Origin of the sequence: Methylomicrobium agile, assembly GCF_000733855.1 — a bacterium.
Lineage (GTDB): Bacteria > Pseudomonadota > Gammaproteobacteria > Methylococcales > Methylomonadaceae > Methylomicrobium > Methylomicrobium agile.
In genome coordinates, this window is sequence record NZ_JPOJ01000001.1 from 325074 (window position 1) to 339476 (window position 14403).

Genomic DNA, 14403 nt, shown 5'->3' on the forward strand with positions numbered 1-14403 from the left:
TTGCGTATCCCCAGGCTAATGGCCAAAAAAGTCATAATGTTCGATCGCTTCGAGCAGCCCCAAAGCATAGGGGTGTTCGGCAAAATAAACATGCTCCTGATCGCCGAGCGCCGCTAACTCCGCGCGATTGTCATTGGCGGCCACGACGCCGAGGGTGTTACCGCGCAGCATGTCTTCGTCGGCTCCGGAGCCGCCCATCACCAGAATCCGTTCGAGAGGAATCTGCCATTGCCGGGCGATATAGCGCAGCGCGTTGCCCTTGGAGGCCCTCGCCGGAACCAGGTCGAAAAACTTGCCGAACGAAAGCGTGGGATTGACCGACACTTCATGCTGACGCAGCACCATCAAAATGTCTTCCATCGGCGGTGCGGCGGCACTGTCGTAGTGGTAAGACAGCTTGAAGCGGCTTTGCTCGGCTTTGGCCGGCACCAGGCCGGGGATGCCGGGGAGCTCGCCGATGATCCGGCGCAGGGCCTGGGGCGTCCATAAATGGTCGATGTGATGCGTCCAGGCGATGTCGGCAATCAGTTGCGGCGCGTAATAGATTTCGGTGCCGAGACTGGTGATCAGGATATCCGGCGTCGGGATCCGGTATTTTTTCAATACCGCCAGCGCCGAATCCAGCCGCCGCCAGGTGGCGATGCCGAACAGGAATTTTTTGCGTTTGTCCTGGACGAACTTGATGAACTGTTCCAAGGCTTCCGTATCGCCCAACAGGGTTCGGTCGAGTGCGGTAAAAATGGCGCGCGTCCGAAAGCGGCCGGCCATCGCGACCGGTGGGGTTTTCGGCAGCCTGTCCCTCCCCTCCGTCAAAGGCTGGATGCGCCGCAAATAGGTCTGGGCATGGGTGTTCCAGGCATAACGCCGGCGAATGTTTTGCAGGCCGTTGGAGGAAAATGCCTTCCAGATTTTCGGATGCTTGAGAATCGTCAACAAGGCTTCGGCAATCGCCGATTTATCCAGGGGATCGACCAGCAAGCCGTTGCGGCAGTTACCGATGATGTCGACCGGCCCGCCGTTTTCCGTGGAGACCAGCGGTAGCCCGCTCGCAGCCGCTTCCAATAGCGTCAGGCCGAAAGGCTCGGTCAGGGCCGGATTGATGAAAACCCCTTTCGAAGCGGCCGCGAGCCTATAGATCTCGGCGACCTCGCCGGCATGGTGATGTTTCGGCAACGCCACGCGCCCGTACAGATCGTAACGGTCCATCACCAGCAGCAATTCGGTCAAGACCGCTTGCGCGCCTTCGTTCATTTCCCGGATGTCCCCGCGGTTGCCGGCAATGATCACGAGATTGGCCGCCTCCTGCAGACGCGGCGACTCGCCGAAGGCCTCCAACAGTCCGACGATGTTCTTCCGTTCGTCCGGCCGGGACAGCGCCAGGATCATCGGCTTCTCCGGCGCGTGCAAAAACTTTTCCAGGACCTTGGCAAACGCGATTGCTTCGCCGGCGGAGGCCGGCGGATGAAACTGTTCGAGGTCGATACCGGGCGGTATGATCACCATTTTTTCCGGCGTATAGCAGTCGTAAAGCTCGTACTGTTCCACGATTTCGTTTTGCGTGCTGGTGATGACCAGATCGGCGTTGGTCAAGGCGTCTTCTTCGGCGCCGATACGGCAGGAAATATGATAACGCTGCTCGATTTCCGCCATCGAAGCCCCCTGGGCCAGGAGGCGGCGGCGCTTGTCCCGCCCCAGGGAATGACCGGTATGAACAAGCGGCAACCCCGTCAGATGCGCCAGCCGGACGCCCACATAGCCGGCATCCGCATAATGGCTGTGCAGAATATCCGGCAGACGGGGCTGCTTGTGGAGCCAGCCGAGCAGATTGTCGGCAAAACAGTCCAGATGGTCCCAAAGCTCTTCTTTCCGGATATAGCCTTCGGGACCCGCCGCGATGCGGACGATCCGGGCATTGTCCGCCAAGGGCTCGATCGCCTCCGCATAATCGTGCGCAACCTCGCTGTCGATGATGCGTCGGGTCACCAAATCGACGCGCCCGACTTCCGGCTGTTTCGCCAGGGCTTCCGCCAGCTCGACGACATATTTGGTTTGCCCGCCGGTATCCGCATCGCGCCCCAACTCCAGGTCGCGGCCGCGAATCAGGCCGTGCACGCTGATCAGTACGAGATACAGCGGTTCGCTTTTTTTGTTTTTGGTCATTTCTTTCTACTGTCGATCCCGTTGACAAAACGGTGGCCAGTAAGGCGCCGCCCGCTCGGCGGCTATAAACTGTAAACTGCCTGCGCCTGTAGGCTGTCGGACTTCTCCGGGAAGTTGTCCGGCTTCGGCAGCTACCGGTATGCCGCCCGCAGCAATAAATCTTCGAAGGTGTAAAATCCGTTACCGCAAACGGATAAATGGGAAAGGGCGAAAGCGGCGCCCGCACCGAAAGCCTCGCGCCTAATCGACGAATGGGCCAACCGTACGGTCTGGTGGGGGAAGCCGAAAATCACTTCATGCTCGCCGACAATCCCGCCGAGCCTCAATGAAGTGACTTGATTCTTCCGCAAACCCAGATTTTCCGCAATCTTTAATGCCGTACCCGAAACTTCGGGTTTTTCCTTGAAATGCTGCTCGATGATTTCCACATCCGCGAAAGGCGCGGCCTTGCGCAACAGGTTCGCCGCCATCATCAGGAGATTGATTCCCAGAGTGATGTTGGGAGAGCACATGACGCGCGCGCTCTGCGCCAGACTGCGGATATAAGCCAGATCGCTTTCGGAATAGGAAGAAATCGCGCTCACCAGCATCATGCCTCGTTTACGGACCAGTTCTCCGTACCGATGGACGGCTTTCGCCGAAGAGAAATCCACAATGGCATCGACCGGATAACTGTCGAACAGCCGCTCGAACGATTGGCGCTCCATGCCGAAAATGGGAACGGCAGTGTCCGGATGCGTTTGAACGCCTTCACTGACGGTGCTCCGGGCAATCCAGCACAGTTCGAAACGCGAATCCGAGCTAAAAACATTGGCAACGGCTTTACCCGTTTTACCGTAACCGATCAGACCGATTCGTATTTTATGGATCAAGAAGAATCTCCTTTGGTACACATCCTCCCGGAAATTGCCGCAACATCAAAGCCAAACTATTGATAAATAGGCAACTTTCAAGCGGGTGATCGTTGTAACAGTGGTTTGTGCCAATCGGGATGGTAGCACGATAATGAAGAGCAGGCCAAACTCGTGCCCTTTTGCAAACGGCTTGAATTACGCTAGTCATGGCGTCTAAAAGTGCGGAAGTCGGGCATTTCCGGCGAATTCGCACGCGGAAAAATATCGAAAAAATATTGGTCACCGATTGCTTTCTCCTTTAAACTTCGGTCCCATCGATCGTCATTAACCTCTTCCGGAGTGCCGCCATGGAAGCCTATCCTTCCGAACTTCTGCTGATTGCCTTCGCCGCGATGCTCGCGCCGCTCCTGGCCGAACTGCCCACCGGCTTCCGCTTGCCCGTCGTGGTTCTCGAAGTCATGCTGGGGATCCTGATAGGTCCTCACATGCTCCACCTGGCCAGTCCGGACGGCATGATCGCGACGATGGCGGAACTCGGTCTGGCGTTTCTTTTGTTCATGGTGGGGCTTGAGATCGACTTTGACAAGATCCGCGGCAGACCTGCGGTATTGGCGATCGGCGGCTGGTTTCTTTCGCTGTTCGTGGCCCTGGCCTGCATGTTCATTTTCAGCATGATCGGGTTGATTCAAGCGCCGCCGTTACTCGCCGCGGTCGCCTTGTCCACCACCGCGTTGGGAGTCCTGGCCCCGATCCTGCGCGACCGGGGAGAACTGGATTCCGCCTTCGGCACTTATATGGTGGCCGCCGCCGCAGCCGGCGAATTCGGCCCGTTGATGATCATTTCGCTGCTGCTGATTCCCACGCACGACACGTTCCTGCACGGGCTGTTCATGGTGACGTTCATCATTATCGCTTTTATCGCGGCGAATCTCGCCCTGAATGCGCGTTCGATGCGCTTGATCGAAATGATGAAGCGCACCATGCAAAGCAGCGGCCAGCTTCCGGTGCGGATTTGCATACTGCTGCAGATTCTGTTCGTCGCGCTCGCCGCCGAATTCGGCCTGAATATCGTGATGGGCGCTTTTGCGGCCGGCATAGTGGCAGGACTCGTCATTAAAGGGAAACAAGGGGAATTGCTGCTGCAAAAACTGGACGCCATCGGTTACGGCTTTCTGATCCCCATCTTCTTTATCGTCGCGGGCATGAATTTCGATGTCAGCGCCTTATGGTCCGCGCCGTTGGCGCCGTTGCAAGTGGCGTTGCTGTCCGGCTTGCTGGTCCTGGTGCGCGGCGTTCCGCTCGTACTTTACAAGAAGGAACTGACTCCCGATGAGCGGCTGCCTTTCGCGTTTTACTCGGCCACGGGACTCCCGCTGATCGTGATCATCAGCGAAATCGGCGTTTCCTCGGGGCTCATGCAGCCGGACAGGGCGGCGATCCTGGTCAGCGCCGGCATGGTTTCGGTTTTGCTGTTCCCTATTCTCGCCGTAAAACTGCGCGGAAAATTCAGTTTGTTTCACCAACCATAAAAAACCAAAGATGAAACGGATCACGCAGCCTCCGCTTTAACCCCGCGGGGGAACGCGAAGCCTTGGCGGGCGCGGTTAATCACATGACGCACAAGCCGCAATTTTATATAATAAACCCAGTATTTCTGTCGATTATACTTATCGGGTTATGGATTCTTACATTGTGTTCTGCTTGTTTTCTTTCGCTCTTCTCTCCTATTCTTACTTACTCAACCATTGCTGCCGGAACCGCAGAACCAAAGCCGCAACGCGTCTTCCGCCGCTTTGCAAAGCCATCCTAACCGTGTTCGGACTGCTCCTGCCCACTCTCTCGTTTGCAATCGACCAGACGGGCGAAACCAGCGCCGACCAATCATTGAACTTGACTCATCATTGGGGCGGCTATTTGGTTGTATTGCTGTTTGTGATCGCCTACATCCTTGCGATGCTCGAAGAGATCACCGATCTGCGCAAATCGAAACCGATGGTGTTTGCGGCCAGTCTGATCTGGGTGATCATCGCCGGCATCTATGCACACGGCGATATGACCGCACAGGCCGGGGCCGCTTTCCGCACCACGCTGGAAGCGTACGCCGAACTGTTTTTGTTCATTCTAGTGTCGATGAGCTACCTGAATGCGATGGAAGACCGCGGCGTATTCGAACGCCTGCGGGTCTGGCTGTTGAATAAAGGCTTCAACTACCGGCAATTGTTCTGGATTACCGGCTTTCTTTCATTTTTCATTTCTTCCGCCTGTAATAACCTGACCACGGCGCTCCTGATGGGGTCGGTCATTTTGGCGATGGGTAAGGACAACCGGCGTTTCGTCTCGCTGTCCTGCGTGAATGTGGTCGTGGCGACGAATGCCGGCGGCTCGTTCAGCCCTTTCGGGGACATCACGACGCTGCTGGTCTGGCAGAGAGGCGTCGTACCTTTTGCGGACTTCTTTTCGCTGCTGATCCCGGCGCTGGTCAATTTCATCGTGCCGGCCGCGCTGATGTATTTCTGGATCCCGGAGGCCTGTCCCGTTCCGATCGAAGAGTCGCAACCGATGAAGCGCGGCGGTATCGCGATCATCGTCCTGTTCATCCTGACGATCATGACTTCGGCCTGCTTCGAGAACTTCCTGCACCTACCGCCGACCGCCGGCATGATGATGGGTCTGACTTATCTGAAATTCTTCAGCTATTACCTGCAAAAAATCCCTGCTGGCCTCATTCATTCTCAAAAAGACACTGAAGAATACCAGCTCGAAATGCAAGCCGAAAGAGATCTGGCGGTCAAAGACCTGACCGTAGTCAAGGAAGGCTATATCGATTATTTCGGCCCGATGAAGATCATGCACCGGATGGAAAAATGGGAGCATGACCGGGAAGAACAACTGAACGAACCTTTCGACGTATTTACCAAGGTCGCCAATCTCGAATGGGATACCCTGCTGTTTTTCTACGGCGTGATGGTGGCGGTCGGCGGACTCAGCTTTATCGGTTATCTGGAACTGACTTCGCAGTATCTGTACACCGGCATGGACCCGACCATCGCGAACATTCTGGTCGGCTTCGCTTCCGCGTTCGTCGACAACGGCACGATCATGCTTGCGGTGCTGACCATGGCGCCGGATATTTCGCAGGGGCAATGGCTGCTGGTCACCTTGACCGCCGGGGTCGGCGGCAGCATGCTGGCGGTCGGCTCGGCCGCCGGCGTCGGGCTGATGGGGCAAACCAAAGGCCTGTACACGTTCACCAGCCATTTAAAGTGGACGCCGGCGATCGTTTTGGGATTTTTCGCGAGTATCGGCGCCCATTTCCTGATCAACGGGCATTATTTCATAGAGTAACCGTCCCCGCGGCGCCGGATCGTTCAAGCCGGCGCCACGGCCGATTTGCCAGGAAAGGTAGCCTTGCCGTTCGGTTAACCGCAGCGGAGCCATACTATCAACGCAGCCAGGGCGGCCTTTGGGGAAGAAGACTTCAATGCGAATTAAGCACTGTCCCCACCCACTATTTGCAGAGCAAATCCCCCCTACCCTCTTTTTCAAAGGGGGGATGTCGTCTTCCCGTTTGCGAAATGAGTGAAGCACTGGGGCCCCTTTTTTTCAAAGGAAGATGTCGTTTTGGCCACGGTTGAAGCGACTCCTGCCCTCGCCCCTTTGAGCATGCCGCTTTCCGCCTTTGAAAAAGGAATGCCGCTCCCCCCTTTGAAAAAGGGGGGATAGGGGGATTTTATATAGGCTGCTTTCACAGCATAACAACCTTTAGCTCTTAATCCGTATTTCAGTCTTCTTTTTTACGCCCGGCCGCTTCGCCTTCGACAGACGAATCCTGTTCGCTTTCGTGCGTCTCGCTTTCGCCCTCCTTGATCGCCGAACGAAAATTCCGTATGGCCGCGCCGATGTCGGCCCCGGCGTTTCTGAGGCGCCTGGTGCCGAACAAGACCACCGCAATGCCCAGTACGATTAACAATTTGGTAACGCTGATTCCCATCTTTATCGCCTTAAGTGAAGTTAAGAATCGCCGACGATCCGGCGGATTTCCTGCAAATACGGCAATATTCGGAATATGGACCGTATTTTACCGTAGCGCGCGTAAACCGCGCCGCGCTATTCTTCCAACCGCTGTTGCTGGATCCAGGCCTGCCAGACCGCCAGCAGCACCGCCAGAATCACCGGCCCCAAAAACAGCCCGATCGGGCCGAAGGCGGACAACCCGCCCAGAACCCCGAACATCACGATCAGGAACGGCACGCGGCTGGCGCCGCTGATCACCAAAGGGCGGATCACATTATCGACCGTGCTGACGACCAGCACGCCCCACATGATCAGCCCGAGCCCCTGCCAGAGATGGTCGGTGGCGATCAAGCCCAATCCCAGCGGCGCCCAGACCAGCGTCGCGCCCATCGGCACCAGCGCCAGCAACGCGGTGACCGCGCCGAACATGACCGGCGCCCTGACCCCGGCGAAGGCGTAGCCGAAGCCCGCCACGATACCTTGCGCCAGGGCGGCCAGCACCAAGCCATAGACGACCGCGCGGGTCGTATAACCGGCGGCGCCGAGATACACGTGCTGGTATTTGCCCAGAAATCGGACCAGCCCCTGCTGCAGCTGCTCGACAGCGGTTTCCCCGTCGCGGAAGCAAAAAAACAGCATGACCAGCATCACCGAAAGCTTCAGCACATACTGGCCGATCCCGCCGATGAACCGGGCCGCGTCGCCGAGCCACTGCTGCACCCATTTGGAAACCTGCGCGGCCATCCCGGCGCGGTCACCGATAAACTGATCCAGCTCCTCCTGCAGGTGAGGACCGACCCACGGAATCTCGGCCAGAAGCGAGGGCATCCGGTAAGACGGATTCTGCAGGTTGTTCGCGACCACCTGATACATGGTCCTGAGCTCCTCCTGCAAGACATCGACCAGCCCGTACAGCACCAGCAGGATCACTGCGGAAATAATGCACGACATCACCGCGGCGCTCAACGTGTTCCGACACCCCAACCTGCCCCTGAGCCTGAGGTAGGCCGGCCACATCACATAGGCGACGATCAAAGCCCAGGCGATCGTCTGCAAGAACTCGCGCAGCACCAGGTAACTCAACCACAACAGGCCGACCAGCAAAATGCCGGGTATCAGGAAGCGGGTCGGCTTGTCGGGCAGCAATTCGTTTAACATCGGACGACGGCCTCATTCCGGAGGGAGCTCAAGACTTTCCGTGTTGGTCGGAAAAATACGGATTTGCTCGATTCGCGAGTTCTGCATCTTGTCGATCACGACATCGAACTGACTGAATTCGATCTGCTGCCCCTCGACCGGTATGTCGCCGAGTTTGGCCAGAATCAAACCGGCGACCGACACCTCGTTTTCGAGTTCGAGTTCTTCGTTTTCGATATCGATACCCAGAATCCGTTCCAGCGAAAAAATCGCCAGACTGCCTTTCGCCACGATCGTACCGTCATCGAGCCGGGTCCATTCTGCAATGTTGGGGCGGAATTCGTCGCGAATCTCGCCGACCATTGCGCTCAATAAATTGTCCAGCGTAATGAAACCCTGCGGCATCCGGTTTTTCCGGCCGACAATGGCGAAGTGTGCGGCGCCGGCGCGAAAATGGCGGAACAGTTCAAGCGCCGGCGTATGCGCGGAAACATAATGAACAGGGCGCAGGAACGGGCGAAGATCGTCGATCGGCCTGCCTTGCTGCTGCGCGAAAAATAAATCCTTCAAATGAATCAATCCCAGCACGTCCACGCCGTTCCGGTCGAAATAAGGATAACGGCTAAAACGCTTTTGACAGACGGACCGCAAATTTTCGTTCAAACTTTTCTTCGCATGGAGCGCCGCCATTTCATGCAGAGGACGCATCAGGTCGGAAACCTGCAATTCGCCGAAATCGAGCGTATTCGCGAGCACTCTCCATTCTTCCCGGGTAAACGTGCCGCCCTTGCGGTTGCTTCGGAGGATCAGCTTCAGCTCTTCGGCGGTGTAATGGGGATCGTGCCCGTCACGCTGTTTGATTCCGAATAGCCGCAGAGTCAGATTCGCACTGCAGTTCAACAGCCGGATCGCCGGGTACATCAGCACGTAGAATCCATAGAGCGGCGCGGCGCTGATCAGGCCGGTCTTTTCCGGGCTGCGGATCGCAAGCGATTTGGGCGCCAGCTCTCCGACAACGATATGCAGAACGGAAATGACCGAAAAGGCGATCAGGAAAGCGATGCTGTGTACCATCTCCGGCGAATGCAGATCCATCAGGCTCAATACCGGCAAAATTAGATCGGCGAATGCCGGCTCGCCGATCCAGCCGAGGCCGAGCGAGGCGAGCGTAATGCCGAGCTGGCAGGCGGACAAATACGCATCCAGATGCGCATGAACTTTCGCGAGCATGCGTCCGCGCCAGCCCTGGGTTTTCGCAATCGCGCGGATGCGCGTCGGGCGCAGCCTGACCAACCCGAACTCGGCCGCCACGAAAAAACCGTTCAGGGCAACGAGCAAAACGGCGATCGCAATCAAAAACAGATTATTCATATATTCATAAAAGATAAAAACTCGTTTTCGAGTTTTTCGGAGTGACCTTCCGAAGGCCGCGGAGATTGGAAAGGATGGGCATGGCTTCCCGCCATCATACAAGTCTGTAGACAATCGTTCGATGGGCGTTGCGCCTGTCCGAACGCCAATTTTTAAAATCCCCCAAGACCGTTCGGATTATAATAAACCCCACGGCCAAATGCGAGGACTCGAATGAAACCGACTCACCCCCGCTTTTTGCGATAAACCGGCCCCGTTTTGCGTCCGTCCAAAGCTCGTATCCAACTCTATTTCGTATTAATATCTGCCGAATGATCAGACCAGCACCATGCCGCGATTACGCCCCGAGAGATTTTGCAGCACCTTCATTTCCCGCTCGATTCAGTGCTTCCTCACGCAAGCCGCGCCGTCGGCGTTTTCCGCCGGGTTGGCCCGGCATCATCACGGCCTTTCTGTTCATCGCGGCCGCAGGCTGCACGCAACCGCCGCCCGTGCAGCAGTTGAAAGGCTTCGCGCAAGGCACCAGCTATCATATCAGTTACTGGTCTCCCGCCCCGGTCGATGCCCAGGCGGTCAAGAAAGCGGTCGCCGATGAATTCGCCTCCCTCGATAAACTTCTTTCCAATTACCGCCCCGATTCGGTCATCGAATCGTTCAATCGCCATGCCACGACGGATAGCCAGGAAGTCGGCCCCGAAATCGTGCAATTGGTGAAAATCGCGGAAACGGTCCATAAAGCTTCGCAAGGCTGCTACGACCTGACGATCAAACCGTTATTCACGTTGTGGGGGTTCAACGGCGAAACGCCGGCCGTTCCGGATGACAAAGCGATAGCCGACACGTTAAAACAGATCGGCATGGAGAAACTGACCGTTGTCGACGATACCCATCTGGGCAAGAAACAGGCGACACTGCAGACAGACCTGTCTTCCATCGCGCAGGGCTACAGCGTGGAAAGCCTGAGCCGCGTGCTCGAAAAACACGGGATCGGCGACTACATGGTCGAAATCGGCGGCGAACTGAAAACCCGCGGCCAGAAGCCCGATCAGACGGCCTGGCGCATCGCCCTCGAAAAACCCCTGCCCGGCGAGCACACGCTGCACAAGATTCTGGCGATGCCGAAAGCGTCGCCGCTCGCGATCATGACCTCGGGGACTTACCGACACTATTTCGACGCCGACGGCCGGCGCTACGGCCATATCCTGGACGCGCGCACCGGCCGGCCCGTCACGCACGACCTGGTTTCGGTGACGGTCGCCCATCCCGATCCGACCGTCGCCGACGCCTGGTCCACGGCCCTCTTGTGCCTCGGCGAGGCGCAGGGACTCAAAACCGCCAATGCCGAACATCTCGCCGCCCTGTTCATACGGCTGCAAAACGATCAGTTGGTTGAATCGCAATCGGACTCGTTCGCTGCGTCCAATCTCGTCACCCATCCATAAGCGCTCGGAATAAGGACACCCGCTGAATGTCTTCTACAAGCAACCTACAGAAAATCATCTCCGCTGTCGGCAACCGTATCCTCGGCAATCCGTTCAAAACTTTTCTGATCATCTGCCTGCTGGTCGGCCTGGTCGTGCAATACACCGCCAACAATTTGAGCATCAATACCGATACCGCGGAACTGATCGCGCCCGATGCGCCGTTTCAACAAAACCGCCGCAAGTTCGAACAAAACTTCTCCCAGGATATGCATACGCTGTTGCTGGTCGTCGAATCGGACGTGCCCGAACTGACCAAATCGGCGACCAAGCGCCTGGGCCGCTTGCTGAGCGCGGACAAAACCCATTTCGATTCGGTATACGTGCCGAACGACAACGACTATTTTCACCGCAACGGCCTGCTCTATCTCGGGCAGGACGACCTGCAAACCCTGTCGGACAGCCTGTCGCAGGCCCAGCCTTTTATCGGCCGCATCTCGAAAGAGCCGAACCTGACCGGTTTTTTCTCGATTCTCGAAGAGGCGCTGACCTCCGCGAACAAGGACCAGTCCGTACCGATCGATCTGACCTCGCTGATCGACAAAATCAACACCGCCCTGCATAAACGCGTCAACGGCGAAGACAGCCTGTTGTCTTGGGAAAACCTGATCGCCGAACAGAAAATCACCCAGGCAAGCGCGAACAAAGGTTTCATCAACGTGCTGCCCAAATTCGATTACACGTCGATACGGCCCGCCGAAAACGCGATCGAAGCGATCCGGAAAGCGGCCGAATCGATTCAGGAACCGAACCTGCCGAAAGTCAAAGTCTGGGTGACCGGCGAAGTCGGCCTCGAAGACGACGAACTCCTCGGCATGAGTACCGGCACCTTCAACGCCAGCATTTTTTCGGTAGTGCTGGTCTTCGCTATTTTATTGACCGCTTACCGCTCGCTGGCCCTGACCTTGGCGACCCTGTTCACTCTGGCACTCGGCATGGTGTTTTGCGGCGGTTTCGCCGCCCTTTCGGTGAAGCAGTTGAACCTGATTTCGGTCGCGTTCGCGGTTTCGAACATCGGCCTCGGCGTCGAATATGCGATCCATTTCTGCCTGCGCTACCGGGACAACCTGAGCCACCACATCGACAAGGTCCGTGCGATCCGCAGCACCCTGCTCAGCACCAGCCCGTCGCTGCTGTTGTGCGCCGGCACCACCGCGATCGGGCTGTACGCTTTCATACCGACCGATTACAAAGGCGTGTCCGAACTTGGCCTCCTGGCCGGGACCAGCCTGTTCATCTGCCTGTTGATCACGCTGACCGTTCTGCCGCTGCTGCTCAAATTCGTGCCGGTTTCGGTTCCCGCCGACACCATGAATACGCATCCGGCACTGGCCAGACTGGCCGAGAGGCTGGCCAATCTGACCCTGCATTATGCCAAACCGATTGCGATCGTGACCGGATTGCTGACCTTGTTGTCGATCGTGCTGGTCTTTCAGGTCGAAACCGATTTCAATCCGCTGAACCTGCGCGATCCCAAAACCGAGTCGGTGATCGCGTTCAAAGATCTGATGAAGGACAAGGACACTTCGCCGATGACCCTGACCATCCTCGCGCCCGATGCGGACAAAACCAAGGCGCTGCAGCGGCAGCTCGCGAAAGTGGATACGGTCGATAAATCGATCAGCCTGTTCGATTTCGTGCCGGAAAACCAGGAAGACAAACTGGCGATCATCGAGGAAATCGCTCTGATACTTGGCGCCCAGCCGCAGCGATTCCCCGAGCTGCAGCCCGATCGCGCTCCGGAAAACGGCATCGGAAAACTGATCCGGGCCATCGACACGGTGCTGCCTCAAAAAACCAACGCCAAGGAAGTCGAGTCGCTGACCACGCTGAGAAAGGAATTGAGCGACATTTTGATCGAGCTGGACGCAAGACAGATCACCAGCCGCGACCAGTTCATCGAACAGGTGCAGATCACGCTGCTCGGCACGCTGCCGAAAGTGATGAACGAACTCTACGCGAGCCTGAACGCGAGCGAGGTCACGCTCGCCGACGTGCCGCCGGACATCAGGGAAAGATGGCTCAGCAAGAGCGGGCTGTACCGGATTCAGATCATTCCCAGATACGATCTGAACAATCTCGACAACATGGCGAAATTCATCACCGACGTGCAGGCAATCGCGCCGGAAACCACCGATCTGCCGATCATGTACTGGGAGTCGATGAAGGAAGTGATCAACGCCTTCCAGGAAGCGATCATCATCGCGCTGATCACGATCACCCTGCTCTTGATGGCGATCCGCCGCAACGTGATCGATACGGTGTTGGTGATGACGCCGCTGATTCTGGCCGGGCTGTTTACGATGGCCAGCACGGTGCTGACCGGCACGCCGATCAATTTCGCCAATATCATCGCGCTGCCGCTGCTCCTGGGCCTCGGCGTCGACAACGGCATTCACATGGTCGAAAAACTGCATCACTCGCTGTCGGAAGAGCAGAACATCTACCAGTCGAGCACCGCGCGGGCGATGTTCTACGGCGCGCTGACCACCGCGTCGAGCTTCGCGGGGCTGGCGTTTTCGCCGCATCAGGGCATCGCGAGCATGGGCCTGGTGATCACGATCGGAATCTTCTGGATCATGACCTGTACGTTCGTGATTCTGCCGGCGCTGAGCAAACTGGTATTCAAACACAGAATACCCCATCCCGCGGTCAAACTGCCGGAAACGGCCTAGACGGGAAGCGTCATCCCGTTTCCATTTACGATCCTGCACCGCAAGCCGCCCGGGGGAAGATAAACGATGCTCGACTATAGCGACTATATCAAAATCTTCATTGCGCTGCTGGCGGTGGTCGATCCGGTCGGCGTCATGCCGATCATTGCCGGCCTGACGGCGCGCGGCGACCGGAACGAACTGAATTCGATCGCCGGCACCGCCGCGCTGGCGGTCGCGGCGATCCTGCTGGCCGCGCTGTTCGTCGGCGAGGATCTGCTGCATTTTTTCGGGATCAGCATCAATTCCTTTAAAATCAGCGGCGGCATTTTGCTGATGCTGATGGCGCTCTCGATGCTGCAGGCGAGAACCAGCGAAACGGTGCATAACCGCCAGGAAGCCGAAGCGCTCGAAAACCACCGCTCGCTCGCGATCGTGCCGGTGTCGATGCCGCTGTTGGCCGGCCCCGGCGCGATCAGCGCGGTGATCCTGTATGCGCAAATGGGTAACGGCATCGAACACTATTTGCTGATCAGCCTCGACATTCTCGCGGTCGTGCTGATCTTGTGGGCCGTCATCCGTTTCATTCCCTGGCTGACCCGGCACCTGGGGCAAACCGGCATCAATGTCTTTACCCGGCTGATGGGCCTGATCCTGTCGGCGCTGGCGATCGAGTTCATGGCGAGCGGCTTGAAAGGTCTGTTTCCGGTTTTGTCCGCCCCGCTTTGACGC

10 protein-coding genes are annotated in these 14403 nt (G+C 57.3%); 5 read left to right on the plus strand and 5 right to left on the minus strand.

Features of this window, described 5'->3' with window-relative positions; genetic code table 11:
• Positions 1 to 15: 15 nt before the first annotated feature.
• Together CC94_RS0101520 and CC94_RS0101525 are read right to left on the minus strand one after the other, a co-directional pair.
• The gene (locus tag CC94_RS0101520) at positions 16 to 2160 is read right to left on the minus strand and encodes an HAD family hydrolase (protein WP_005373332.1); all 2145 of its coding nucleotides are present in this window, start codon (positions 2158 to 2160) and stop codon (positions 16 to 18) included.
• A gap of 131 nt (positions 2161 to 2291) precedes the next feature.
• Positions 2292 to 3032 (minus strand): dihydrodipicolinate reductase C-terminal domain-containing protein, encoded by a 741-nt coding sequence (locus CC94_RS0101525; protein ID WP_005373335.1) that lies wholly within the window; start codon positions 3030 to 3032, stop codon positions 2292 to 2294.
• Positions 3033 to 3361: 329 nt separating this feature from the next.
• On the opposite strand from CC94_RS0101525, the gene CC94_RS0101530 reads away from it, so the two are divergent.
• A complete protein-coding gene (locus CC94_RS0101530) occupies positions 3362 to 4543 on the plus strand; it encodes a cation:proton antiporter (RefSeq protein ID WP_005373336.1) in 1182 nt (393 codons plus the stop codon).
• Between the two features lie 148 nt (positions 4544 to 4691).
• On the plus strand, positions 4692 to 6359 hold the full coding sequence (gene nhaD, locus CC94_RS0101535) for a sodium:proton antiporter NhaD (RefSeq protein ID WP_005373338.1): 1668 nt from the start codon (positions 4692 to 4694) through the stop codon (positions 6357 to 6359).
• A 436-nt stretch (positions 6360 to 6795) separates the two neighbouring features.
• Here the strand turns inward: nhaD and tatA are convergent, their stop codons facing one another.
• The 3 genes from tatA to CC94_RS0101550 form a co-directional block, all read right to left on the minus strand.
• Positions 6796 to 7005 carry a twin-arginine translocase TatA/TatE family subunit gene (tatA, locus tag CC94_RS0101540; protein WP_005373340.1) on the minus strand — a complete coding sequence of 70 codons (210 nt, stop codon included), beginning with the start codon at positions 7003 to 7005 and terminating at the stop codon, positions 6796 to 6798.
• 116 nt (positions 7006 to 7121) lie between these two features.
• Positions 7122 to 8186: an AI-2E family transporter gene (locus CC94_RS0101545; protein ID WP_005373342.1), complete on the minus strand. Its 1065-nt coding sequence runs from the start codon at positions 8184 to 8186 to the stop codon at positions 7122 to 7124.
• A gap of 12 nt (positions 8187 to 8198) precedes the next feature.
• The gene (locus CC94_RS0101550) at positions 8199 to 9536 is read right to left on the minus strand and encodes a hemolysin family protein (RefSeq protein WP_005373344.1); all 1338 of its coding nucleotides are present in this window, start codon (positions 9534 to 9536) and stop codon (positions 8199 to 8201) included.
• A 311-nt stretch (positions 9537 to 9847) separates the two neighbouring features.
• Here CC94_RS0101550 and CC94_RS0101555 point away from each other — a divergent pair, with 311 nt between their 5' ends.
• The 3 genes from CC94_RS0101555 (at position 9848) to CC94_RS0101565 (ending at position 14400) form a co-directional block, all read left to right on the plus strand.
• Positions 9848 to 10978, plus strand: a complete 1131-nt coding sequence (locus tag CC94_RS0101555) for an FAD:protein FMN transferase (RefSeq protein WP_005373346.1) — start codon at positions 9848 to 9850, stop codon at positions 10976 to 10978.
• A 26-nt stretch (positions 10979 to 11004) separates the two neighbouring features.
• Positions 11005 to 13692: an efflux RND transporter permease subunit gene (locus tag CC94_RS0101560; protein WP_031429573.1), complete on the plus strand. Its 2688-nt coding sequence runs from the start codon at positions 11005 to 11007 to the stop codon at positions 13690 to 13692.
• Between the two features lie 66 nt (positions 13693 to 13758).
• Positions 13759 to 14400, plus strand: a complete 642-nt coding sequence (locus CC94_RS0101565) for a YchE family NAAT transporter (protein WP_005373348.1) — start codon at positions 13759 to 13761, stop codon at positions 14398 to 14400.
• Positions 14401 to 14403: the final 3 nt, after the last annotated feature.

Excerpts from the sequence above, each read along its gene's own strand:
- CC94_RS0101520 (WP_005373332.1), bottom strand. The coding sequence starts at position 2,160 with ATGACCAAAAACAAAAAAAGCGAACCGCTGTATCTCGTACTGATCAGC.
- CC94_RS0101530 (WP_005373336.1), top strand. The coding sequence starts at position 3,362 with ATGGAAGCCTATCCTTCCGAACTTCTGCTGATTGCCTTCGCCGCGATG.
- nhaD (WP_005373338.1), top strand. The coding sequence starts at position 4,692 with ATGGATTCTTACATTGTGTTCTGCTTGTTTTCTTTCGCTCTTCTCTCC.
- tatA (WP_005373340.1), bottom strand. The coding sequence starts at position 7,005 with ATGGGAATCAGCGTTACCAAATTGTTAATCGTACTGGGCATTGCGGTG.
- CC94_RS0101545 (WP_005373342.1), bottom strand. The coding sequence starts at position 8,186 with ATGTTAAACGAATTGCTGCCCGACAAGCCGACCCGCTTCCTGATACCC.
- CC94_RS0101550 (WP_005373344.1), bottom strand. The coding sequence starts at position 9,536 with ATGAATAATCTGTTTTTGATTGCGATCGCCGTTTTGCTCGTTGCCCTG.
- CC94_RS0101555 (WP_005373346.1), top strand. The coding sequence starts at position 9,848 with ATGATCAGACCAGCACCATGCCGCGATTACGCCCCGAGAGATTTTGCA.
- CC94_RS0101560 (WP_031429573.1), top strand. The coding sequence starts at position 11,005 with ATGTCTTCTACAAGCAACCTACAGAAAATCATCTCCGCTGTCGGCAAC.
- CC94_RS0101565 (WP_005373348.1), top strand. The coding sequence starts at position 13,759 with ATGCTCGACTATAGCGACTATATCAAAATCTTCATTGCGCTGCTGGCG.